This window comes from Polynucleobacter sp. MG-5-Ahmo-C2 (genome assembly GCF_018687735.1).
Lineage (GTDB): Bacteria > Pseudomonadota > Gammaproteobacteria > Burkholderiales > Burkholderiaceae > Polynucleobacter.
This window is the reverse complement of record NZ_CP061304.1, coordinates 1764279-1786022: the sequence shown is the minus strand read 5'-3', so window position 1 is coordinate 1786022 and position 21744 is coordinate 1764279. Positions and strand designations below refer to the sequence as shown.

The window sequence follows — 21744 nt, the reverse complement described above, 5'->3', positions numbered from 1 at the left end:
CGGTATCTCTCGCCTATTTGTTCGAATGATGATTTGTCCTTAAAAGAACTTATCCACTAGACATCCTGATGCTGCTTACTATCGTCTGAAACGATATTAGTTGTCACAATCATGAAATATATATTTCCATATAATTGGAAATATGAAAAATACTCAAGTTATTTCAGCATTTCTCGCACTAGGGCAAGAAACCCGGCTTAATGTATTTCGCCTCATTGTTCAGCGTGGTGATAAGGGATTAACTCCGAGCGAGATTATTGAAAAACTAGGCATTCCTAATGCCACGCTTAGTTTTCACCTAAAAGATTTGCTTGATGCCGAACTCTTGTTGGTTGAGCGTCAAAGCCGTAATTTGATTTATCGCCCAAATGCAGAACAGGTACTAAAGTTAAGTGAGTTTTTATTAGATAACTGCTGTGGTGGTAAACCGTGTAGCCTCGTTCAACCTCTTCAGAAAGCCAAGGCCAAATGAAACAATACAACATTCTATTTTTATGCACCCATAACTCAGCCCGCTCAATTATTGGTGAGGCACTTTCTTCTACTCACCCAAGTGGCAAGTTTGTTGGTTATTCAGCGGGTTCTAGTCCAGGCACTTCTGTTAATCCCATTGCAGCCGACCTCGCAAAAGAAATGGGCTATGACTCAGCCAAGCTCAAAAGCAAAAGTTGGGATGTCTATGGGCTGCCTGATGCTCCTAAGATGGATTTCATCATTACTGTTTGTGATCAAGCTGCTGGCGAGCAATGCCCTTATTGGCCGGGCCAGCCTGTGACTGCTCACTGGGGCTTTCCAGATCAATCACAAGTTCAGGGTACAGACTTAGAAAAGAAAGCCGCTTTCGTAAGCGTTATGAATGGACTTGAAAAGCGAATTAACATTCTTGCCGCAATGCCATTGGATAAACTAGATTCAATGAGCCTAAAAGAGATTCACACAAAAGCATGAAATCTTACCTCTCTGAATTTATTGGCACAGCCCTGCTACTAGCAATCGTTACCGGCTCGGGAATTATGGGCGAGACATTGGGGGCTGGTAATGCTGCAGTCGCGCTTCTAGGAAACAGCATTGCCACCGGAGCAGGCTTATATGTGCTAATTACTTTGCTTGGACCCATTTCTGGTGCGCATTTCAATCCAGTCGTTACATTGATGTTTTGGAAGTTGGGCCATCTCGATTTGAAAAAAATGTTGGGCTACTGGGTTTGTCAGTTCAGTGGCGCTATTGCTGGAATATGGCTGACCCATTTAATGTACAGTCTGTCCATAATTCAAGAATCTACCAAGGTCAGAGCAGGCCCAGGTATTTGGGTAAGTGAATTTGTATCAACCCTCGCATTACTCGCGGTAATTCGTATTGGTGACAAAGAGGCTAAAGATAGAGTACCCATGCTTGTAGCCCTAACTGTCACAGCAGGCTATTGGTTTACTTCTTCAACATTTTTTGCCAATCCTGCCGTTGCCCTAGCAAGAAGTTTGACAAATACATTTGTTGGAATCGCCCCGAATGATGTTTTCGGATTTGCGCTTTTTGAAGTGCTGGCGGCATTGGTGATGCTAGTATTGTTTTGTCATTCAAAGCGGCAGTCTTAGCGATAGGATTAAGCCTCCTGGACCTAGGTCACCAAGAATCAAGATAGCCCAGTAAACAGGCCATTTTCTCTTGAGGCTCGGCTTGGTTAGATTCCATTTCTCAAGGATTTTCAATCCTCCCTGTGACTAGACCGTCCATGAAAAACAGCATTACTCAATCAAATGATCTCTACCTCGCTTGCCTTTTACAAGATCGATACCATATTTGATTGTGGCTACGAATAAGATTGACCCCATCACATCTCCGCAGAACATGGCAATGAAGTGATTTAAGCTGCCCGAATCTAGGCCCCTTGTCACAAACCATAACTGATGAAATCCCGAGCTCAATAAAGAGTATGCAAGGATTGACCCCAAAAGCTGTTTGAAGGAAATATTGCTCAAATCCGGTCGAACTCGAAGGTTGTGAATTACAAAATGCCTACCCAGTAGAGGTGCCGCCGCACAGATAATCGCAATGCCCAGGGTTGTCATTGGGTCGGCGTAATAGTAGCCAATATAGTTAATGAACAAAGAGGCGATGGCTAAGCCGATGGCGCCGGAGTAATCGAATATCAGCGTCAGAAAAATACGGATGCCCGCAGGCAGGAAAATCCAATTAACCCCTCTAGCATCTTCAAGTGGCGCAGTAATGAATTTATTGACGTAAAAGAATCCCATATAAAGCGTGATACTAAGGGCGACTTCGACGAGGGATTGGCCAAAGGCTTTGAAAATAGGCATTCAATAATTATGAGCTTTATTAGTGCACAGCATACTGGTTTTTACCACGGGGGGGGTAAAATCTCGGCCATGAAAGCTATTAAACCTTCAGCCTATATTCGTTTTTTGAATTTTATGGATGGCCTAGATCGAATCAGTCCAGGTAAGAAACTAGATGCAACCGAAGAGCAACTCCTTAACCGCATTGCCTTGGGAGCCTCACAAGGCAGTGTGCTGCTGGTTAGCGATTTGATTTCCTTGCGTGAACTTGGTTCACAAGCGACGCTCCATGGGCGCATTCAGAATTTAGTCGCAATGGGTTACGTAAAGCTCAATGAGGACAAGGCCGATGCTCGTAGAAAGCAAGTGGTTCCTACAGTAAAAGCAATGAAGCATTATGAGGATTTATCTGCTTGTTTAGAGAAGGCGCTAAAAAGTAGTTAGGTGGGATAGTCCTTTTTATGCCTTGGGTTATCAAGAAGCAATAAAGCCGCCTTAGGGCGGTTTTTTATTTTGATCTGGCAGAATTTCGCACCTTAGATTAGGATGGGGCTCTTATTTCAACTACCAAATAATCCTATTCAAATGAGCCGCTTTAATCAAAAAATTCTTACTTTAATTTTTGTATTCAGCACCCTACTTTTTGCTTCGCAAGTAAACGCTGGCCTAGCAGACGATCTAAAAGATGGCCAGCATGTTTTATTGATGCGACATGCTGATGCTCCCGGCTATGGAGACCCAGCTGGCTATGTAATTGGCCAGTGTTCAACCCAACGCAACTTAGGTGATTATGGGAAAAAGCAAGCCAAAGCGATTGGCGATTGGCTAAGCAGGCAAGGTATCGAGAATGCTCGAATTTTCAGTAGCCCTTGGTGCAGATGCTCTGATACGGCTCGGCTGCTGAATTTGGGCCCTGTAAAAACAGAGTTGTCACTAAGCTCTTTTTTTGATGATATGAGCTTGGAGCAAAAGAAAACAAAAGAACTAACGCAATTTATTAAAGGTACATTAGATAAGCAAGCTAACGCCCCCATTATTCTGGTCACACATCATGTCAATATTCGAGCCTTTATGGGGAAAAATATCAGTCAGGGTGATATGGTTTTGGTGAGGGTAAATAAAGATGGAGGATATCTTTCCCACACAATATATCCTAGTCGGGAACTAGCTGATGCCTCTAAATGATTACAACCCACTTTTAGTGAAAGATCGCCAATTCAGAAGAGGCCGCCGCATTCATTTGGCCTACTAAATAATAATCAATACTTAGTTGATTGTTATATGACTGTAAGTCTGCTTGTAGGGCTGTTGTATCAATATCCTGCAAATTACTGATATAAGAATTAATCCCACTCTCGATCCCAGTAATATTGCTAATGGCTGAGCTTAATAGGGTGCCGTATCCTGTTAAAGCCGATTGGTCTGCTGAGAGTTTGCTTATGTATGTTGTTAGCTCATCATATGTAACCCCGGGGCTGAGATAGTCTGTATCACCTTCAGTCCAGCTGTAATCTGAAAATAGATTGCCAATATCCTCGTAATTATTCGTAAGGGCAATAGTTGAGTTTGTGTCTGAGCTGAGTGCCGGATAAATAGTGATTCCGTCGTCGCTTGTTAGTAGATTGTTACTATTACTATTGATGTACGCACTGCTAGCGGTGTTGGTAATTTGGTTTGCAAGAGTGATATAACTAGCCCAAAGGCTATTGAGTTCAGTGTCATAAGTTGAGCTTGTTGGATCTAACGAATCGGCTAAGTTAGCTAAAGTCTTCATTTGGTACATCAGGCTAGAGATTGATGTAAGCCCCGTCTGTGCAACGTCAACAATATCTTTTACTGTCTTTAGATTAGTCGCTCTTGTATCCCAGGTGCTCAAGTCTGAGGTGAGGGTCAAAATAGCGCTCGCGCTTGCCGCACTTAAATCTGGATTTACATTAGTTGCTAATGTAGTTTGCACAGTTGCGACTTTACTCTGAACGGTGTTTATCGCATTAGATAATGTGGGGGAAAGCTTGGAAATTAAGGAAGACACTCGAGGCACCCATATATAAATGACCTACTGTCATTTAACCATAAATTTTGCATAAAACCGTGCCTTTACATATCAAATAACGGAAAACTTAAGAGAAACTTGAGGTTTTGGAGGTTATTTATTTGACCTTCCACTAAAAAAGGCGGTCTAGAAGTGGATGGTCGCTCCATTCAGCTACGCCCCACGTCACTGAGGCGCATTAAAGCCACCCTCAGGTAATTTCTTGGCCTGGTTACCGCTTCGCGGCACATGAGAGAATGTCATCATATAAATTGATGGATGTCTTTATATGAAGCAAATATTCAAACTAGTTTCCTTGCTTTTATTTGTTGCGCTTCTAGGGGGTTGCCTTGCTAGTACCGACTCATCGGTAGGGGTCAATTGCGGCCCTAGTGAAGAAAAGCCAATCTGGGAGCGGCCGCTTGTTTGTCAGGGCAGATAATCCCCTTCATTACATATGACAAACTTTAGCGAACTCCCTGCCGATCTTCCTATTCCGCAGGATGATGGCTCTACGGATCATCTACAAGGCATGAGGCTTCCCAACCTTTCATTGCGGGCCACCAATGGCCAGTTGATTGAAATCGGGGGCGTTAAGGGAAGGTTGGTGATTTATTGTTACCCAATGACGGGGCAGCCTAATGTGGCTTTGCCTGATGGCTGGGATCAGATTCCTGGTGCTCGAGGCTGCACGCCACAGAGCTGTGCATTTAGAGATCACTATCAAGAGTTACAGGCTCTTGGCGCTGATGTAATGGGCTTAAGCGTTCAAACCACAGATTATCAACAAGAGATGGTTGATAGACTGCACTTACCATTTCCGGTTGTAAGTGATGCAAATTATGAGTTTCAAAAAGCACTGGATATGCCAACTTTTATTGCGGCAGGTATGACATTGCTGAAGCGAGTTACTCTGATAGCGAATCATGGCGTGATCGAAGCTGTTCACTATCCAATCTTTCCGAGCGACAGCGACGCAGCTTGGGTTGTAGATTATTTAAAAAAGCGTTAGTCAACACTCTCGCCCTCCAGTCTGGAATATAAAAGCTTCGCTAGAATAATTTTATTAATTTACGTTGGGGTCAGCCAGAATGAAACAGATCTTATGCAAAGTTGTTGCTATATCTATTGGCTTTAGTCTGTATGCGGCAGTCTCTCACGCAGAACCATCGATTCCTCCTTTTTATCAGGCTGTGAGCAAAATGACTCCAGAGGGTAAATTGGGACAAGTCATCAAAAAAGAACAAATACCAACACCCATTTCTGGAGCACAAGCATGGCGAATTGCATACATCTCTTCAGATGTGAGCGATAGAAAAACCATTTCTACTGCACTCATTGTTGCGCCGATTGGTAAGGCCCCAGCAAAGGGTAGGCCGGTAATGGCATGGGCACATGGCACTACAGGAACGGCGCAAAACTGTGGGCCGTCCCAATTAACCAATCCCGCTGTTCCACTAAATGAATATTTCTTATTGAATGGAAACTCTTGGACAGATTATGGACTTCCAAGCGTAGAGGCCTTTATTAAAGAAGGCTATGTAGTTGTTGGCACTGACTATCAGGGTCAGGGCGGCGGGGGCAAGCATCAATACGCAGTAGCAATTACTCAGGCCAAAGATACGATTGACTCAATTAGAGCGGTTGGTTCTATGCCAGAAACCGGCGCGGGCAAGAAGGCAATCATTTATGGCTGGTCACAAGGTGGTGGAACTACTATTGCTGCCGCCAGCATGCCAGATTACGTCTCCAAAAAAGGAACGGCATTTGACGATATTCAGCCAGTAGGTTTCGTGGCACTAGCTCCCTATGATGTTGCGGTAACAATGCCTGGAACTAGGCTTGATCAAGCGATATCAGAAAAAATGATTAGTGAGTTAACGGCAAGTTTCTCAGATAATGTTTTTAACTTTGCACATTTTTCGATGACCCTATGGGGTACACAGGCAGCCTTTCCAAATCTTCAATTAACGGATTTATTAAGCGATGATGGCGCTAAAGCAATCGATACAATTTATTCTAATAAGTGTATTCATGCATCAGCCGATACCTTGAACTATGCCTATGGTTCAGAATATAAAAATCTCTTAAAGCCTCAGGCGCAGAATACTTTGGCGTGGGCCCAAGCGTTTTTGAGGGGAAGTGTTAATCCAGTTAAGCCATTGGCCCCCGTAGTTATTTACTGGGGCACAAAAGACACGGTTGTACCCCCCGTGATGGGCGAGCTTTATCAAAAACAGATGTGTAAGCTGGGCGGCAATATTGATAGAGTTCAATTGCCGGGAGAACAAACCCATTTTTCTACGCCAGGCACCGCCGCACCTTTATATTTACCTTGGGTAAAGGATCGTATTGCAGGAAAAACTTTAGCGAATGCCTGCCCACAAAATTGACGGTAATTTAATAGTATGATTTTTCCAGACCTACTGATTCAGGCCTTAGTACTGGGCTTCCTGGGTCTGGGCGCTGGGGTTTTGGGGGGCGTTATAGGATTCGGTACTACGATTATCTTAATGCCAGCCCTAGTGTATTTTTACGGGCCAATTCAAGCAATACCCGTGATTGCACTGGTTGCCACAGTCGCAAATTTATCTCGTATCTTTTTGTGGTGGGGCGCGATCAACTGGAAGGTATGTTTTGTCTACAGTATCACTGCAATACCCGCAGTGATATTAGGCGTGAATACTTTGGTTGCTCTTAACGATCGTCTTGTTGAAATTACCCTTGGGCTTTTTCTCATTTTCCTTATTCCGATTCGTAGATGGATGCGAAAAAAGAATTTTTATTTGAAGCTATGGCAAATGAGTTTGGTGGGTGCTGGAATTGGCTATCTCACTGGAATAGTGGCGACGACAGGCGCCATTAATACACCATTCTTCTTGGCATTTGGTTTAACGAAGGGCGCCTTCTTGGGCACTGAGGCTGCAAGCACCTTATCCATTTTATTGACCAAGGGGATTACTTTTCATCAGCTTGGTTTTTTAAATGCCGCTGCAATTGTGCAGGGTCTATTGATTGGCGGCTTTGTCTTGATAGGCTCAATTTTTTCTAAACGAATTGTTTTAGCTTTACCAGAAGAGAAGTTTTTATTGCTGATGGAGCTAGTTATGCTGATCTCAGGAGCCTCTATCTTGGCGATGTCTTTTTTAGGGGCATTAGTAAATCGTTTGCGTCTTATTTAAAGCGATAAGCCAGGGCAACAAATAGATTGTCTTGAAAAGAGCGATTCATCACTGGGCTATTGTTAACCCCATTACCCATCCATTTGCGCTTGCCATATACATTCACATACCAGTTATCGACTACAGGTATCTCAACCATTACACCTGCTAGTAGGTTGTTAGTAGCCGGTGCCGAGTAGGCGCTATAGCCTGTGAGTTGGGACTCTCCAGGATTGATGCCGTAGTAGTAATTGGCATACTGGCTTGATTGCCTCTCTACTCCCACTTGTGGATAAACAATAATTTTCTGATAGGTTTCTAGTTCAGCAAAATAAAGAAACTCATAAAGAGCACCCTTGGATTTTCCAAAATCATGATAGGCGTTCACAAAGAATCCACCAATGGGAGTTTCTTGAAAGCTTCCTATACCAAGAGGTATTGGATCGCTACGATTAATCGAGGTGCCATTAAATGGCGACTTCACTTTATAGGAATCCAGATTAATTTTGCCGATGACTTCTAAGTAACCATAACCCATCTTGACGGTTTTAATGCCTACCTCATCAATGCGCACAAAAAAACGCTGATAGTCAAAAAAGGCATAGGGCAATGCTAGAGATTGCGTTCCTTCAGTTCCAATGCGCAGGTTGGAGGTGTAGACCGCTGCACCAATATCGCCGACTATATGATCTGGGAGGCTATCTGGAACATCGTCCATGGCATACAGTGGTGTCGATAGAAGGACAAGCAGCAGATAAGCAGGGGCTTTTAGGAATAGTTTCATGTTCACTACTTTAGAGGTCCAAGTTATCCAGGGCCAAGCTATCAAGATGGCTAGTGTCTGCCCAGTTTTCGACTTTCCAGCCCAATCCATCATGGCTAATCCAGTTGAGCGATGCATTTGGAACGGCTACTACTTTTTCTGAATCAAGCGCTTGATTACTTGCTATTCGATACATCATGTCTAAGGCTCCGCCATGACTTACTAGCAAAATAGTTTTGCCAGCATGACTTTTTTGAATTTCATCAAGCGCAAATTTGATCCGACTTGAAAATTGCAGGATACTTTCTCCGCCACGCATCTCTTGGTGAATATCTCTGCTCAGGTGAGCTTGCCAGAGATCTGGCTCAATGTGGGGCGCCTCATTCAGGGTGAGACCCTGCAAAGCACCAAGATTACGTTCTCTCAGGGCACTGTGGCCAATAGCCGAAACCGAGTACAAGCTTTCGATGGCTTTAGCGGTTTGCCGAGCTCTTTGTAAGTCACTGGTGTAGAGAACATCAAATTCAAAATTCATGTTCTTCAGAGCTCTGGCCATCTGAGTTGCCTGGGCTAAGCCGCGAGTATTTAGCTCAATATCAGTGTGGCCCTGCAGGCGGCGCTCGGCATTCCAATCGGTTTCTCCATGGCGCACTAAGCAAAAGCGTGTTGTAGTCATGTAGCAATAATAAGGGCTAATTATTTCTTGAGAGTCCAGGCTCGTGGGTGATGTTCAAACCCTAAGTGTTCGTAGTATTCATGTGCTTTTGGCGCAGCCAGCAGGACGATCATGCAATCTTGGCCCAGATGATTTTGGGTTTCCTCGATCAATTGCTTGCCGATTCCTGTGCGTTGATATTCTTGGTCCACTGCTAAGTCAGCCAAGTAGGCAATATAAGCAAAATCAGTCAATGAGCGCGATATGCCGACTAACTTGTCACCATCCCATGCCGTAATAGTGAGGTTTGCATTTTTGAGCATGGACTCAAAAGTATTGATGTTATTAATGGGCCTTCGCTCTCCTAATGTTGAATGAGTGTAGAGGTCGATGGCTTGCTCTGTAGTGATGTTGGCATTGACTCGGTAGCTAATCATCCGATTCCTTTTAGGAGAGTTGATTGCCCATGATAAACATTCAAATCAAAAAAAGCCCCGAAATATCGGGGCTTGGTATTTATGCAGCAGCTGCCTGTTTACTAATTGCGCGCAAAATTTTGCTTTTCTCTTTTGGCTTATTGCTGGCCTCGAGTAGTTTATTGAGCTGAGTAGCGTTTAGTGGCCCAAGGCGTGGTTTGCCTGTTTTTGTGAGCATGGGGTCATTTTTTCTGTTTCTTTGATTTTGGCCTACAGCCATGAGTTTTCCTAGGGTAATGAAATGATGAATTCAAGAGAGATGCTCAAGAGATCCCCCTATCTAGGGCGCACAATAGTGATCACAGTTCAGAATAACAGCTTAAAAGTTCAGGCGCTATGATGAGGGCATGATTAATCTTCCAAATATCATCTTTGCCTTGGTTATGGGGTGTTTGATGTCATTAAGCATCACGCTCGCAACCACCTTTTTGCGCGTTGGGCCTGCTGCTAATTTCTTTCTAGTATGGCTTGAGGTATGGTCGGTGGCCTATCCCGTCGCCATTGTTTGCATTTTGATTTATAGACCACTTGCCACCAAGATAACCGCCTTACTGGTTGAGAAGATTATGTCCAAATAGCACTTAAAAATAAGGAATGATATATATGAAGCTTTATTTCCCTACTGTATTTTGCCTATTGGCTTTGAGTGCGTGTGCAGCCGTGTACACGGATGCATCTGATGCAAATCACGTTACCTTTTTAAACAGTAGCGGCGAGACCATGGAGCAATTGACAAAAAAGGCGGCTGACTACTGTGCGCAATATGGCAAGATTGCCTCTTTTAGAAATAGCGATACGCAACTGGTTGCAGTTTTTGACTGTAAGCTAGCGCAGGTCAAAAATAAATAATCAACCAGCTAGGTCTGATTGATAAATGAGACCGGCATGTTCTCTCAGCGCATGGAATTGAATGGATTCCCAACGTTGTTGGGCCACATCCAGTTCTGATTTGTGCGAGGCAAGAAAAACAGATGCACCTACAACATCTTCTGCCATCCGATGGATATTTTCTTGAATAAATTTTTTCAAAGCAACGGGATCATCTGAGCTAACCCAGCGCGCTAAGTTATAACGAGCAGGTAGCAAGCGCACTTCAGCGCCATACTCAGTTTGTAAGCGATGACTTACGACTTCAAATTGCAGCTGACCGAAGGCTCCTAGGAGCATGATGCCGCCAGCCATGGGACGGAATACCTGAATAGCGCCTTCTTCGCCGAGTTGCATGAGGCCAGTTCTGAGCTGTTTAGAGCGCAAGGGATCTGCAGATTCAACCATGCGAAAAATTTCTGGGGCAAAAAAAGGCAGGCCAGTAAATTGCAATTGCTCACCTTCAGTAAGGGTGTCGCCCAGCCGTAACAGGCCATGATTGGGTAATCCAATAATGTCACCTGGAAATGCCTCATCCAAAATGTCGCGTCTTTGTGAAAGAAAAGACAATGCATTGTTGGTGCGCACCTCTTTGTTATTACGACAAATCTTTAATTTCATGCCTCGCTGAAAGTGTCCTGAGCAGATACGTAAAAAAGCTACGCGGTCACGATGCGCTGGATCCATATTGGCTTGAATCTTAAAGACTACTGCAGAGAATTTATTTTCAGCAGGACTTACTTCGCGTTGTAGTGCTTTGCGTGATCCTGGCGATGGCGCTAATTCAACAAGCGTATTTAAAATTTCTCGCACGCCAAAATTATTGATGGCTGAGCCAAAAAATACTGGGGATTGGCGACCCGCCAAGAATGCTTCTCGATCAAAGGCAGGCATGGCTTCTTTGATAAGCGCTACTTCTGCCAGGGCATTTTCTAAATCTGCTCCAAGTCGGTCTTTGAGTACTGGGTCATTCACATCGACTACGGCATGTGAGTCTTCTGTAACGCGATCTTCACCCGCCTTAAACATGCGCATACGCATATTAGCGATATCAATCACGCCTGCAAAAGATTTGCCCATACCAACGGGCCAGGTAAACGGAACCACCTCAATACCTAAGGCAGTTTCGATCTCATCCATTAATTCCATCGGAGGCTTAACCTCGCGATCCATTTTATTAATGAAGGTAACGATAGGCGTATTGCGAGCGCGGCATACCTCAAGTAGGCGTAAGGTTTGCGATTCGACGCCATTGGCAGCATCAATTACCATCAAAGCGGAATCTACCGCCGTTAGCACACGGTAGGTGTCCTCGGAAAAATCTTGGTGACCTGGCGTATCTAAAAGATTAATGATGCAGTCGCGATATTCCATTTGCATGACCGAGCTTGCTACAGAAATGCCGCGCTGCTTTTCAATTTCCATCCAGTCAGATGTTGCATGTCGACTGGCTTTGCGTGCTTTAACGCTTCCTGCGATTTGGATGGCGCCTGCATATAGCAATAATTTTTCAGTAAGCGTTGTCTTGCCGGCATCTGGGTGGGAGATGATGGCAAAGCTGCGACGACGCAATACTTCTGCGGCCGGAGTGCTGGAGGTAGTGGTATCGATGGTAATTCCGTGCTTATTATCTAGTTTGGAGGCAATTATAAGCGCGCTAGGCTGCCTAGAATTGCTCTTCAGGCCTTATAAATCGCCATTGACCTGGGGGCAGCGGCCCCAGTGAAATGCGTCCCATTCTGACGCGCTTTAGGCCAATAACCTTGAGCCCAACCATTTCACACATTCTACGAATCTGGCGCTTACGACCTTCGCGCAATACAAATCGGAGTTGATCTTCATTTTGCCAGCTCACTTGTGCTGGCTTGAGCGCAACACCGTCTAGAGACAAGCCATGTTTCAGCCGATCTAAGTCTTCAAAGGAAAGCGCGCCTTCAACGCGAACTAAATATTCTTTTTCAATTGGACTGTTTTCACCAATCAATAGCTTGGCGATGCGGCCGTCTTGGGTTAGTACCAGCATCCCAGTTGAGTCAATGTCGAGCCTACCTGCAGGCGCTAGACCTTTAGTGTTAAAGCGAGGGTTGCGGCCTCTATCAAGTGGGCTGGCAAAGTAATTATCAGGCGTGATTAAGGAGGCTGCTGGTTGGTATTCTTGCTCATCATCATAGTGAGAGATATAGCCAACAGGTTTATTCAGAATTACAGTAATGCGAGAAGCTTGTTGTGCTTTAGCACCAGATTGCAATTCAATTTTTTGATGCCGATAAGCGCGAACTCCTAACTCATTGACTACTTCGCCATCAATAGTGACTAAGCCTTGCTCTATATAGGAGTCTGCTTCACGACGTGAACATAAGCCCAACTCTGACAGCAGTTTAGAAACCCGTACTTTTTCTTCCATATCTCCATTATCCGGTAATTACTCGCACCAGGCGCTAAAGCAGATTTTTAGGTGCGGACAATATGAACGCTACAAGGCGCCTCTTCAACAATCTTTGTCATGGAGGTTCTCCAGGGCGTGACCTTATTAGGGGGTTTGTGTGATGCACCAATCAAAATGAGAGACGCATCATTGTCTTTCGCAAACTCCACAATCCGTGCGGCAGGATCAAGCGCTTCCAGAACGTGATAAGAAATTCTTTCTGGAGGAAGCTTGAGGGGTTTAGCCCACTCCATTAGCTGAACTAAGTGTCCCCGCACGATACCGCTTGCAGTTTCGCTTTCATGATTGCCCTCATAGGTCGGGGTGCTTGCGATAGTACTCAGGCAAATTAAACGACCTTCGGGATAGGCAAGCAATACGTTTTTGGCGGTGACTTGCATGCGTTCTCGTAAGTCTTGATCAGATTGACGGGTATCAATTGCGGCAATGATCAACTGGGCATCGTAGTTACCCATGCTAGGACGAGGACTTGGGGAGGGTTCGTAGCCCGCTGCTCTAAAGATGCCCTTCAGGTTTTGCCAAAAGCTGGGCGGCTCTACTCGCTCACCACGTTCTGTAATTCTGATGCCCTCAGGATCTCGTAATACTTGTCGTAGTTGGGTAGCGCTTTGATAACGACCCGCAGCTTGCGGCTCTAGACATCTCAAAACTACCTCTTGTAGCCAGCGGGGAATTTCTCGACGAATCGCGCGTGGCGGAAAGGGCTCTGCCCACATACGTCTTCTGAGGCCACTCATGGTTTGAGGGTTGCCAAAAGGCAATTCACCAGTGAGTAGTTCATACATAATCACACCAATGGAATAAATATCACTGCGTGAGTCAGACCGTACGCCAGCTACTTGTTCGGGAGAGATATAGGGCGCAGAGCCAATTCCCTTGCGCATTTCCTCTGCAAGTAAATCTGGATAGCGCTCATGATGCGATAGACCAAAATCAATCAGCGTTAATTTACCTTTGGCATCAATCAGGATATTTTCTGGCTTGATATCTAAATGGATTGCATCTTGCGAATGCAGTGATTGAACCGCTTGTGCGAGATCGGCGCCAATGCGAACCACTTCATCAATCGTAAAAACTTTGCCCTCCTGAATGAGGTCTTCTAGTGGCCGACCCTCAACCCTTTCCATGGCGATGTAAGGGCGAGTTGCCATATTTCCCGCACCTAAAAACTTTGGAACATAGGGGCTTTTCAGCGAGCGCAGAATGGTCAGCTCTGTTTCAAAACCAATTAAGCTCTCAACTGGCTGATCTTTTCCTACTCGAGGTATCTTAATTAGGATGGGGCCATTAATTCCTTCTTTCGTGGCCGAGAAAAGACTCGCCATACCACCTCTATGAACTTCTTTTCCCAATACAAAGCCATCAACTACTTTACCCTCTTGAAATATGTCATCTACTGCTTCAATATCTGTGTTGATTGGCATTGATTTATTTGCCAGTAATTAAGCGATTGGCTAAGTCTTCCGGAAGTCCAGCACGGCGAACTTTTTCTGCAGCAGAAAAATGATCATACGGAGTGCGATGAAATGTCAGCACTTCAGTTTCGGGCTCAAAAACTGCAAAGCAGGCTTCTGGATTTCCATCTCTTGGTTGACCAAGGGAACCAACAACCCCAACCCATTGGCGATGTTGTAAGACTGGAATTTCATCACCGGGATGGGGTGCAAATCGAATTAATTTCCCAACGGCACTTTGATAAAAAAGAGCCTGTTCATGCGCATGCCCTACAAAGGTATAGTTTTTGCCGGAGTGTTGGGCACAATGCCAGGCGCTCATGCTATCGGTGACGTAGTTCCAATCGGCAGGATTTTGAGCAGAAGCATGCACAAAACAAATTTTTTCCTCGTTCACTATCAGCGGTAAATTTTTCAGAAATTCAATATGATTTTCTTTTAGCTGAGTCTTAGTCCATTCGATGGCGGTATTTGCGCTGGCATTCATTTGCTTGTGACTATCTTTATAGATGGCCTCATCATGGTTGCCCAATACAGCAATTGCTTTTTTCGCCTCTACCAATTCGGCAATGCGATCAATGATGGCTACGGGATCAGCGTTATACCCAACAATATCTCCCAAAAAGACCATGCGGGTTACGCCAAGTTCTTCAGCCCTGGCCATGCAGGCCTCGTAAGCCTCTAGATTGCTATGAAGGTCGGCAAATAGCCCAATACGCTCACTCATCCCTCAATGATAGGTTAAAAGACCTTTAGATAGAAGGCTTATAGGGATTGGCTTCGTTGCCAGGAGGATTTTTAAAGCGCTTATGAACCCAATAGTATTCAGCAGGGCGCAGGCGAATTTCTTTTTCAAAATATTGGTTTAGGCGAGCAGTATCTGATTTGGGATCGGGCCCCGGAAAATCTTCCAAGGGTTTGCTGATTTCACAAAGGTAGCCAGATTCATCTGACTTTAAAGTGGTTGTCATCAGACAAACATCAGCCCCGGTAATTTTGGCTAGACGTGATACCGCAGTAATGGTATTGGTTTCAATGCCAAAAAAAGGAACGAATTCGGAATCTTTTGTACCAAGGTCAATATCTGGCGCAATGATAATGAAGTCGCCATTACGAATCTCCCGAATAATTTCTTTTGAGTTCCCTTGCCGATCAATTGAATTGCCACCAAAACGATTACGCCATTCAATAATTTTCTGATTGAAGAAGGGGCTTTTCATTCTTTGAAAAAACCCAGAAGTGCGTGGCCAATGATTTTGCTTTGCAAGAGCGCTCAAAATAATGCTGCCCTCAATGCCGGTGAAATGCATGTTAACTAAAATCCGGGGTTTTTTACTCGCTAGGTCTACGGCTGATTTCACTTCAATCATATCGGCCAGCTGTTGCTTGCTGCCCAACCAAATAATACTTTTCTCAACCAGGCTTCGACCAAGTAGGCGCCAATGTTTTTTGCGCAACAGATCAATCTCCACATTATTCAATTTGGGAAAACACAGCTGCAGGTTTGTCTTTACAACCTGATTTCGATCCCCCGGAATGCGGGCAGCAATGTAACCAAGGCCATAGCCAATCGACACCAAAAGTCTATAGGGCAACAGGGAAAGGAGCTTCAGAAAAGCAACTACTGCGTAATTAGAAAATGATTTGAGCAAATGCGGATTATTCGGAGTCGTAACGGGTTAAAGTTTTTTTGTAGCGAACTTCCATCTCTTCAGTAGAGCTACAAGACATTCCTAAATCTTTTACAAGCCCTGTATCAAGACGATAAGCCCAGCCATGCACAGTAAGATCTTGGCCGCGGGCCCAAGCATCTAGAACGATAGTGGTTTCGCATACATTGACGACTTGTTCAATCACATTGAGCTCACATAAACGATCCTGACGTTTGGGTGTTGGTAAAACTTCACCCAAGTAGCGCTCATGTTTTTGGTGCACATCCTTAACATGACGCAACCAGTTATCAGCAAGACCTACACGACGATCACTCAGTGCGGCATGTACACCAGCGCAACCATAGTGCCCAACTACCAAGATATGTTTGACTTTCAATAAGTCAATTGCGAATTGAATTACAGATAAACAATTTAAGTCTGTATGAACAACCACGTTGGCTACATTGCGATGAACAAATAGCTCACCTGGCAAAAGATCAACAATTTCATTGGCGGGTACGCGACTATCGGCACAGCCAATCCAAAGGTATTCTGGGGCTTGTTGGTTTACTAGGCGCTTAAAGAAATCGGGGTCTTTGGCGATCATCCCTTCAGCCCATGCGCGATTGTTAGCAAATAGGTGATCTAATGTTTTAGAGCTCTTCATAATCATGGTTTAAGTTTAAAGTACTTTAATGACTCCTATTTGGCTAAAACAAACCCCTAACGGAATTACGTTAAATCTGCATTGTCAGCCAGGGGCAAAGCTCACCAAAGTGGCGGGTTTACACGATGGCTGTCTAAAAATTTCTCTTCAAGCACCCGCCCTAGAAAATAAGGCTAACGAGCTTCTGTTGGCCTGGCTTTCGAAGCAACTCAAGATTCCTCAAAAACAAATTCAATTTATCTCTGGGCAAAATAGCCGAAAGAAGCGGGTGGAAATCTGGGCGCCGATTAGTCTTGAGCAGATTATTGAGACACTTAAACCTTAGCTACCAAAAGATCGCCCACAAGATTCCCAAAATTAAGACCCATTTGCCAATGTAATAAACGCTGCGATGTGAAGCTTTCAGCTTTTTGGCTTGCGCTCTGAGGTGATAGAAGTATTTAAATGCGACATTTACAAATCCAACTTTTTCACCTGCAACATTTTGGGATGCTGCTGCGCTCATAACATAGCGACCAAACCAATGATTAATCCATCGCACTACTTTCGTATAAACGGGGCGCTCAACATCGCAGAATAAAACGATGCGTTGATGATCAGTTTCATTTGCAGCGAAGTGAATGTAGGTTTCATCAAACATGACAGGTTCGCCATCTTTCCAAAAATAGCGCTCCCCATCAACCTCAATAAAGCACTTGGGATCATTTGGCGTAACAAGGCCAATGTGATAGCGCAAAGATCCTGCGTAGGGGTCGCGATGGCGCACCAGTGTTGCCCCTGGGGGCAAAGAGGCAAACATCGCTGCTTTAACGCTTGGTATGGACTTGAGGAGCGCCACTGTATTAGGGCAGTTCGCTTGCGCAGAGGGTAAGTCTTTTCCGTACCAATAGAGGTGAAAACGCTTCCAACCTGTCCTAAAGAAGGAGTTAAAGCCAATGTCGTTATAGCCGGTTGCTGCTGCAATAGCGCCATCTGCATTTAATGAGAGCGCCTCTTGGCGAATCATTTCCCAGTTATCTTGTAAAAGCTTCATTTCTGGAAATTGGCTTACTGGAATAAAAGCACTTGCTTTTACTTTGGAAAATAAATATAAAAGCGTATTGACGGGAGCTAAAAGCACCTGGTAGTCCATAAGTGATCTCACGATCCCAAAGCGAACTTTGCCTCTAAAATAAACATAAATAGCTGAGGCTACAAAAATAAAAAACACAATGTGTCGAATTTGCATGGAGATTGCCAATGTGAGGTAACTGGCAACATTTTAATTTGTCTGTAGGCTCTTGATGGACTATTTCTTATCGGGGGATGCTCATATACTGAAAGAAGATAGTTTCCGGCGCCCAGTTAGGGTTTATGTGGACATTGACTAAGGATGATCGTATGAATAGGTTTATAAAGGGGCTCTTAAGCCTTGTTTTAATTGGCCTAGTGGGTGTTTCGGCATACACATGGGTGATGCTCACTTGGAGCTATGGAAGTGGCGAGCGTGCAGGATATGTGCAGAAATTTTCGAATCGTGGCTACATATGTAAAACTTGGGAAGGTGAGTTGGCGATGGTTTCCATGCCTGGCACTATGTCAGAAAAATTCCTCTTTACGGTGCGTGAAGATGCCGTAGCGCAAAAAATAAATGCTAACTTAGGAAAAAAGGTAGCCCTAAAATATGAACAGCATATTGGCTTGCCTACAAATTGTTTTGGCGACACAGAATATTTTGTTTCCGATATAGTTGTTTTGGATGAGTAATTTGTAGTGGAATTAAAAAATTGCTGCAACGAAGCTTTATTTTTGTAATTTTTTGTGGTTAAAATCATGTAAGCGTAATGTGCGCTGACATCAATATCTATAAGGAGCTTCACTTGAACAAAGCCGAACTAATCGCAGCGATTGCTGACGACGCGGAGATCTCTAAAGCAAAAGCTGAATTTGCATTGAATTCAGCAATTGAGAACATCATCAAAGCTGTTACCAAGGGCGATTCAGTACAACTGATCGGTTTCGGTACATTTGCATCTGGCAAGCGTGCAGCTCGTATGGGCCGTAATCCAAAAACTGGTGAGCCACTCAAAATCGCTGCAGCTAAAACAGTGAAGTTTTCTGCTGGTAAAGCATTTAAGGATTCAGTTAACAAGCGCAAGAAGTAATTCTTCCTTGCTTGATAAAAAAGCCCGGCATGCCGGGCTTTTTTATTCCTTCAAGAATTCAAAAAATCAAGCTAACTATTTTTAAATTAACTTTGCACAAGGCGGCGATGGCGATGAATGCTCATCAATATGCCAGCACCAAATCCAAGGGTCACTAGGGCCGTTCCACCATAGCTAATAAACGGTAGTGGAACTCCGACAACCGGAAGTAGGCCACTCACCATGCCAATATTGACAAATGCATAAGTAAAGAAAATGAGTGTTACTGAGGCGCCCAATAAACGAGTAAATAGGTTGGGCGCACTTGCCGAGATTGCTAAACCTCTCTTGATAAGGGCAAAGAAAAGGGCAATCAATATGAGATTGCCAAGCAAGCCAAATTCTTCCGAGAAGACTGCAAATACAAAGTCAGTATGTTTTTCTGGAATGAATTCCAAATGGGCTTGAGTTCCCTGAAACCAGCCTTTGCCGAAAAAGCCGCCTGAGCCAATGGCAATCATGGATTGAATGGTATGAAAGCCTTTTCCAAGCGGATCACTGCTGGGATCTAGCAAGGTACAAATACGGTGCTTTTGGTAGTTGTGTACCAGGGGCCAGACTATATCTTGCGCACAAATTGTGCTGCCAAAAATAATAATGAGCAGAATTCCAAAAACGCCGATACCAACAAAAGGCAAAATCCATTTCCATGGCAAACCGGCCAGAATGATCACGTAGAGTCCTGCGGCAGAGACAAGGAGTGCTGTCCCTAAGTCGGGTTGACGAGCAATTAGAAAAACGGGAATAGCCAAAATAATTAATGCTACAGCGTAGTCCCAAGTCTTCTGAATGCCTTCGCGCTTTTGGAAGTACCAAGCGAGCATGAGTGGCATCGCAATTTTCATGATTTCAGATGGCTGAATAACAATGCCAATATTTAACCAACGACGCGCACCTTTTTTAATTAAGCCAAATGCAGCAACTGCGACAAGTAATGCAACACCAAAGCCATAGATCCAAACGGCACCCATTTCTAACCACTTTGGTGGAATGCGAGAGACGATCCACATCACCACAAATGAGAGTGCAAGATTGCGCAACTCATCTGCGATTTGTACGGGCGTATTTTGACTCGCAGATAGAAATGTAAAAAAGCCAACCATTGCCAAGCCAAGCAGAATAAGGCCTAGCTGGCGATCAAGCCCAGCAAATATGCCAAAGAAAAAACTTTTTATTTTGATTAAGGGGCTCTTTTCCATTCAGGAATCTCCTTAGGCCACTTGCCCTCAATGTAGTAGTCAAGCGCCTTTCGCGCAATCGGCGCTGCATATTGCGCACCAAAACCTGCGTTCTCAACCACCATTGCAATCACGATGGTGGGTTTATCTGCAGGAGCAAATGCAATATATAAAGCGTGGTCTCGCAGAAATTCTGCAGTAGATCCATGTTTATAGTCTTTTGAATTTAAACTAAAAACTTGCGCAGTACCGGTTTTGCCGCCAACCTGATATCCAGCCCCTTTGAAGGCAGCTGCAGATGTTCCAGAGTTATTTACTTCGACCATCGCTTTTTTGACGATCTCAATATTTTCTTGGTTCAGGTCAATGCGATAGCTTTCTTTTGGTGTTGTTAAAACCCTGTTACGAGTAAATGGATCTTCAATTGCTTTTACTAGGTGCGGCTTCATCACAATACCGTTATTAGCTACGTTGGCCATTGCATGCGCTAATTGCAGAATAGTGAACGCGTTATAGCCTTGACCAATACCTAAAGAAATCGTTTCACCTTCGTACCATTTCTGCTGTTCAGGTTTTTTGAAGGTATTTTTCTTCCACTCAGTTGAGGGTAGTACACCTTTAGCTTCGCCTTGCAAATCAATGCCGGTAATTTGACCAAACCCGAGTGGCTTCATGAAGTCATGCATCATGTTTACACCCATATCGCGAGCGAGCATATAGTAATACGTGTCACAAGACTCAACAATTGACTTTTGCATATCTACGGTGCCGTGACCACCTTTTTTGTCGTCGCGGAAGGTGTGATTACCAAAGTCGAAATAACCTGGATCAAAAATAGATTGTGAGGGCGTACGCTTTTTGTTTTCTAGAGCAGCAAGCGCCATAAAAGGTTTATAGGTTGAGCCTGGCGGATAAATTCCTTTAAGCGGGCGGTTATAGAGCGGTTTTTGTGGGGAGTCATTAAGCTCTTTCCAGGTTACCGAATCAATGCCCTCAACGAAATCATTTGGATTAAAGTTGGGCTTAGAAGCGAAGGCTAGGACATCGCCGGTTTCTGGCTCGATAGCAACAAATGCACCACGGAAATTGCCATAGAGTTGCTCTACCAAGTATTGCAATTTGATATCAACCGAGAGCACAATGTTTTTACCTGGTACAGATGGAGAGTTAGAAAGCGTTCTTACCGGTTTGCCACCCGCTGTAATTTCCACTTGATCGTAACCAGGGACACCACGTAAAACACTCTCATAGCTTTGCTCTAGACCAATCTTTCCAACGTACTGAATGCCGGGTAAAAAAGAGGTTTGAAGAGCGTCAGAGTCATCTACTTTAGAGCTCTCAATCTCAGCCTGCATACGTTCTTTGTCGCGCTGGGAAACACGACCGATATAGCCAATTAAATGGGATGCTAATTCGTTATAGGGATACTCGCGAAAGCTCCTGGCCCGGATCTCAACCCCTGGAAAGCGGTAGCGATTAGCCATAAAACGAGCAGTTTCAGCCTCATTCAGCATGGAGCGTAAGGGAAATGTGCCCATATTTCTGGAATCTTCCAGAGAGCGCTTGAAGTTACGGCGATCTCTAGGGGAGATATCAATAATTTCAGAAAGGCTATTAATGAGCTGATCTATATTCTCCCTAGCTTCCTCTGCGTTCACATCTAAAGTGAGGGCCGAATAGTTTCGGCCAATCACAATGCCATTACGGTCAATAATTAAGCCGCGATTTGCTGGGGCCGGGACTAGAGCGATGCGATTGCTTTCGGCCAACAAGGCATATTTACCGTGACTGATGAGCTGCAGCCACACTAGGCGAGTTACTAAAAGTAAGAAACAAAATGTTACAAATAAAGCGGCAATATGAATACGTTCTTGAAACGAATCGAGGTCCGGTTTTTTAAAAGAAACCATACAAGC

Annotated in this window: 28 protein-coding genes; 13 read left to right on the top strand and 15 right to left on the bottom strand. The window is 44.3% G+C overall.

Translation table 11 applies throughout. The annotated features are described in order from the left end of the window. Positions 1-142 precede the first annotated feature (142 nt). The 3 genes from C2740_RS09170 to C2740_RS09160 are packed head-to-tail and all read left to right on the top strand — an operon-like array spanning position 143 to position 1592. Entirely contained in the window at positions 143-472 is a 330-nt protein-coding gene (locus tag C2740_RS09170; RefSeq protein ID WP_215293382.1) for a helix-turn-helix transcriptional regulator, read from the top strand. Then, a complete protein-coding gene (locus C2740_RS09165) occupies positions 469-948 on the top strand; it encodes an arsenate reductase ArsC (protein WP_215293381.1) in 480 nt (159 codons plus the stop codon). The genes C2740_RS09170 and C2740_RS09165 overlap by 4 nt, the downstream gene beginning before the upstream one ends. Beyond that, positions 945-1592, top strand: coding sequence for an MIP/aquaporin family protein (locus tag C2740_RS09160; RefSeq protein ID WP_215293380.1), 648 nt, complete (start codon positions 945-947; stop codon positions 1590-1592). Before C2740_RS09165 ends, C2740_RS09160 begins: the two co-directional genes overlap by 4 nt. Before the next feature lie 150 nt (positions 1593-1742). Here the strand turns inward: C2740_RS09160 and C2740_RS09155 are convergent, their stop codons facing one another. After that, positions 1743-2315, bottom strand: coding sequence for a hypothetical protein (locus C2740_RS09155; protein ID WP_251369643.1), 573 nt, complete (start codon positions 2313-2315; stop codon positions 1743-1745). 69 nt (positions 2316-2384) lie between these two features. Here C2740_RS09155 and C2740_RS09150 point away from each other — a divergent pair, with 69 nt between their 5' ends. Then, on the top strand, positions 2385-2738 hold the full coding sequence (locus tag C2740_RS09150) for a MarR family winged helix-turn-helix transcriptional regulator (RefSeq protein ID WP_215293379.1): 354 nt from the start codon (positions 2385-2387) through the stop codon (positions 2736-2738). Between the two features lie 141 nt (positions 2739-2879). After that, on the top strand, positions 2880-3479 hold the full coding sequence (locus C2740_RS09145; protein ID WP_215293378.1) for a histidine phosphatase family protein: 600 nt from the start codon (positions 2880-2882) through the stop codon (positions 3477-3479). Between the two features lie 13 nt (positions 3480-3492). On the opposite strand, the gene C2740_RS09140 is transcribed toward C2740_RS09145, so the two are convergent. Next, positions 3493-4251 (bottom strand): hypothetical protein, encoded by a 759-nt coding sequence (locus C2740_RS09140; protein ID WP_215293377.1) that lies wholly within the window; start codon positions 4249-4251, stop codon positions 3493-3495. A gap of 532 nt (positions 4252-4783) precedes the next feature. Between C2740_RS09140 and C2740_RS09135 the strand changes: the two genes are divergently transcribed. From C2740_RS09135 to C2740_RS09125, 3 genes are all read left to right on the top strand, one after another. Continuing rightward, positions 4784-5338, top strand: coding sequence for a peroxiredoxin (locus C2740_RS09135; protein ID WP_215293376.1), 555 nt, complete (start codon positions 4784-4786; stop codon positions 5336-5338). A gap of 79 nt (positions 5339-5417) precedes the next feature. Continuing rightward, positions 5418-6719 (top strand): alpha/beta fold hydrolase, encoded by a 1302-nt coding sequence (locus C2740_RS09130; protein WP_215293375.1) that lies wholly within the window; start codon positions 5418-5420, stop codon positions 6717-6719. A gap of 15 nt (positions 6720-6734) precedes the next feature. Beyond that, positions 6735-7508, top strand: a complete 774-nt coding sequence (locus C2740_RS09125) for a sulfite exporter TauE/SafE family protein (RefSeq protein ID WP_215293374.1) — start codon at positions 6735-6737, stop codon at positions 7506-7508. Here the strand turns inward: C2740_RS09125 and C2740_RS09120 are convergent. The 4 genes from C2740_RS09120 to C2740_RS09105 all read right to left on the bottom strand — a co-directional run bounded on the left by C2740_RS09120 (position 7501) and on the right by C2740_RS09105 (position 9559). Beyond that, positions 7501-8271, bottom strand: a complete 771-nt coding sequence (locus tag C2740_RS09120) for a MipA/OmpV family protein (protein WP_215293373.1) — start codon at positions 8269-8271, stop codon at positions 7501-7503. The genes C2740_RS09125 and C2740_RS09120 overlap by 8 nt on opposite strands. Positions 8272-8281: 10 nt before the next feature. After that, positions 8282-8926: a histidine phosphatase family protein gene (locus C2740_RS09115; RefSeq protein ID WP_215293372.1), complete on the bottom strand. Its 645-nt coding sequence runs from the start codon at positions 8924-8926 to the stop codon at positions 8282-8284. A 20-nt stretch (positions 8927-8946) separates the two neighbouring features. After that, entirely contained in the window at positions 8947-9342 is a 396-nt protein-coding gene (locus C2740_RS09110; RefSeq protein ID WP_215293371.1) for a GNAT family N-acetyltransferase, read from the bottom strand. Between the two features lie 79 nt (positions 9343-9421). After that, the gene (locus C2740_RS09105; protein WP_215293370.1) at positions 9422-9559 is read right to left on the bottom strand and encodes a hypothetical protein; all 138 of its coding nucleotides are present in this window, start codon (positions 9557-9559) and stop codon (positions 9422-9424) included. A gap of 169 nt (positions 9560-9728) precedes the next feature. Between C2740_RS09105 and C2740_RS09100 the strand changes: the two genes are divergently transcribed. Both C2740_RS09100 and C2740_RS09095 read left to right on the top strand, forming a co-directional pair. After that, positions 9729-9959 (top strand): DUF2798 domain-containing protein, encoded by a 231-nt coding sequence (locus C2740_RS09100; RefSeq protein WP_215293369.1) that lies wholly within the window; start codon positions 9729-9731, stop codon positions 9957-9959. 25 nt (positions 9960-9984) lie between these two features. Next, positions 9985-10230, top strand: coding sequence for a hypothetical protein (locus C2740_RS09095; RefSeq protein ID WP_215293368.1), 246 nt, complete (start codon positions 9985-9987; stop codon positions 10228-10230). Here C2740_RS09095 and C2740_RS09090 read toward each other — a convergent pair whose 3' ends face one another. The 6 genes from C2740_RS09090 to can are packed head-to-tail and all read right to left on the bottom strand — an operon-like array spanning position 10231 to position 16473. Beyond that, positions 10231-11859, bottom strand: a complete 1629-nt coding sequence (locus C2740_RS09090) for a peptide chain release factor 3 (RefSeq protein ID WP_215294380.1) — start codon at positions 11857-11859, stop codon at positions 10231-10233. A 55-nt stretch (positions 11860-11914) separates the two neighbouring features. After that, a complete protein-coding gene (locus C2740_RS09085) occupies positions 11915-12652 on the bottom strand; it encodes a pseudouridine synthase (protein ID WP_215293367.1) in 738 nt (245 codons plus the stop codon). A gap of 47 nt (positions 12653-12699) precedes the next feature. Beyond that, positions 12700-14118 carry a protein kinase gene (locus tag C2740_RS09080; RefSeq protein WP_215293366.1) on the bottom strand — a complete coding sequence of 473 codons (1419 nt, stop codon included), beginning with the start codon at positions 14116-14118 and terminating at the stop codon, positions 12700-12702. 4 nt (positions 14119-14122) lie between these two features. Beyond that, positions 14123-14875, bottom strand: a complete 753-nt coding sequence (locus tag C2740_RS09075) for a metallophosphoesterase (RefSeq protein ID WP_215293365.1) — start codon at positions 14873-14875, stop codon at positions 14123-14125. Positions 14876-14900: 25 nt separating this feature from the next. Beyond that, positions 14901-15800, bottom strand: coding sequence for a lipid A biosynthesis acyltransferase (locus tag C2740_RS09070; RefSeq protein ID WP_215293364.1), 900 nt, complete (start codon positions 15798-15800; stop codon positions 14901-14903). A 7-nt stretch (positions 15801-15807) separates the two neighbouring features. Next, complete coding sequence (can, locus tag C2740_RS09065) at positions 15808-16473, bottom strand: carbonate dehydratase (RefSeq protein ID WP_215293363.1); 666 nt, start codon at positions 16471-16473, stop codon at positions 15808-15810. Between the two features lie 22 nt (positions 16474-16495). On the opposite strand from can, the gene C2740_RS09060 reads away from it, so the two are divergent. Beyond that, the gene (locus C2740_RS09060) at positions 16496-16792 is read left to right on the top strand and encodes a DUF167 domain-containing protein (RefSeq protein ID WP_215293362.1); all 297 of its coding nucleotides are present in this window, start codon (positions 16496-16498) and stop codon (positions 16790-16792) included. Here the strand turns inward: C2740_RS09060 and C2740_RS09055 are convergent, their stop codons facing one another. Next, entirely contained in the window at positions 16793-17689 is an 897-nt protein-coding gene (locus tag C2740_RS09055) for an aspartyl/asparaginyl beta-hydroxylase domain-containing protein (RefSeq protein ID WP_251369728.1), read from the bottom strand. Positions 17690-17820: 131 nt separating this feature from the next. Between C2740_RS09055 and C2740_RS09050 the strand changes: the two genes are divergently transcribed. After that, positions 17821-18213: a hypothetical protein gene (locus C2740_RS09050; protein WP_251369642.1), complete on the top strand. Its 393-nt coding sequence runs from the start codon at positions 17821-17823 to the stop codon at positions 18211-18213. A gap of 113 nt (positions 18214-18326) precedes the next feature. Beyond that, positions 18327-18611, top strand: coding sequence for an HU family DNA-binding protein (locus C2740_RS09045; RefSeq protein ID WP_087908896.1), 285 nt, complete (start codon positions 18327-18329; stop codon positions 18609-18611). An 86-nt stretch (positions 18612-18697) separates the two neighbouring features. Here the strand turns inward: C2740_RS09045 and rodA are convergent, their stop codons facing one another. Further along, positions 18698-19849 carry a rod shape-determining protein RodA gene (rodA, locus tag C2740_RS09040; RefSeq protein ID WP_215293360.1) on the bottom strand — a complete coding sequence of 384 codons (1152 nt, stop codon included), beginning with the start codon at positions 19847-19849 and terminating at the stop codon, positions 18698-18700. Continuing rightward, positions 19831-21738 (bottom strand): penicillin-binding protein 2, encoded by a 1908-nt coding sequence (mrdA, locus tag C2740_RS09035; protein ID WP_215293359.1) that lies wholly within the window; start codon positions 21736-21738, stop codon positions 19831-19833. The genes rodA and mrdA overlap by 19 nt, the downstream gene beginning before the upstream one ends. Positions 21739-21744: the final 6 nt, after the last annotated feature.

Coding starts and splice junctions, on each gene's coding strand:
- C2740_RS09105 (WP_215293370.1), bottom strand. CDS start 9,559: ATGCTCACAAAAACAGGCAAACCACGCCTTGGGCCACTAAACGCTACT.
- rodA (WP_215293360.1), bottom strand. CDS start 19,849: ATGGAAAAGAGCCCCTTAATCAAAATAAAAAGTTTTTTCTTTGGCATA.
- C2740_RS09125 (WP_215293374.1), top strand. CDS start 6,735: ATGATTTTTCCAGACCTACTGATTCAGGCCTTAGTACTGGGCTTCCTG.
- C2740_RS09080 (WP_215293366.1), bottom strand. CDS start 14,118: ATGCCAATCAACACAGATATTGAAGCAGTAGATGACATATTTCAAGAG.
- C2740_RS09120 (WP_215293373.1), bottom strand. CDS start 8,271: ATGAAACTATTCCTAAAAGCCCCTGCTTATCTGCTGCTTGTCCTTCTA.
- C2740_RS09130 (WP_215293375.1), top strand. CDS start 5,418: ATGAAACAGATCTTATGCAAAGTTGTTGCTATATCTATTGGCTTTAGT.
- can (WP_215293363.1), bottom strand. CDS start 16,473: ATGATTATGAAGAGCTCTAAAACATTAGATCACCTATTTGCTAACAAT.
- C2740_RS09095 (WP_215293368.1), top strand. CDS start 9,985: ATGAAGCTTTATTTCCCTACTGTATTTTGCCTATTGGCTTTGAGTGCG.
- C2740_RS09050 (WP_251369642.1), top strand. CDS start 17,821: ATGTGGACATTGACTAAGGATGATCGTATGAATAGGTTTATAAAGGGG.
- C2740_RS09150 (WP_215293379.1), top strand. CDS start 2,385: ATGAAAGCTATTAAACCTTCAGCCTATATTCGTTTTTTGAATTTTATG.
- mrdA (WP_215293359.1), bottom strand. CDS start 21,738: ATGGTTTCTTTTAAAAAACCGGACCTCGATTCGTTTCAAGAACGTATT.
- C2740_RS09170 (WP_215293382.1), top strand. CDS start 143: ATGAAAAATACTCAAGTTATTTCAGCATTTCTCGCACTAGGGCAAGAA.
- C2740_RS09100 (WP_215293369.1), top strand. CDS start 9,729: ATGATTAATCTTCCAAATATCATCTTTGCCTTGGTTATGGGGTGTTTG.
- C2740_RS09075 (WP_215293365.1), bottom strand. CDS start 14,875: ATGAGTGAGCGTATTGGGCTATTTGCCGACCTTCATAGCAATCTAGAG.
- C2740_RS09115 (WP_215293372.1), bottom strand. CDS start 8,926: ATGACTACAACACGCTTTTGCTTAGTGCGCCATGGAGAAACCGATTGG.
- C2740_RS09110 (WP_215293371.1), bottom strand. CDS start 9,342: ATGATTAGCTACCGAGTCAATGCCAACATCACTACAGAGCAAGCCATC.
- C2740_RS09155 (WP_251369643.1), bottom strand. CDS start 2,315: ATGCCTATTTTCAAAGCCTTTGGCCAATCCCTCGTCGAAGTCGCCCTT.
- C2740_RS09135 (WP_215293376.1), top strand. CDS start 4,784: ATGACAAACTTTAGCGAACTCCCTGCCGATCTTCCTATTCCGCAGGAT.
- C2740_RS09085 (WP_215293367.1), bottom strand. CDS start 12,652: ATGGAAGAAAAAGTACGGGTTTCTAAACTGCTGTCAGAGTTGGGCTTA.
- C2740_RS09060 (WP_215293362.1), top strand. CDS start 16,496: ATGACTCCTATTTGGCTAAAACAAACCCCTAACGGAATTACGTTAAAT.
- C2740_RS09165 (WP_215293381.1), top strand. CDS start 469: ATGAAACAATACAACATTCTATTTTTATGCACCCATAACTCAGCCCGC.
- C2740_RS09145 (WP_215293378.1), top strand. CDS start 2,880: ATGAGCCGCTTTAATCAAAAAATTCTTACTTTAATTTTTGTATTCAGC.
- C2740_RS09160 (WP_215293380.1), top strand. CDS start 945: ATGAAATCTTACCTCTCTGAATTTATTGGCACAGCCCTGCTACTAGCA.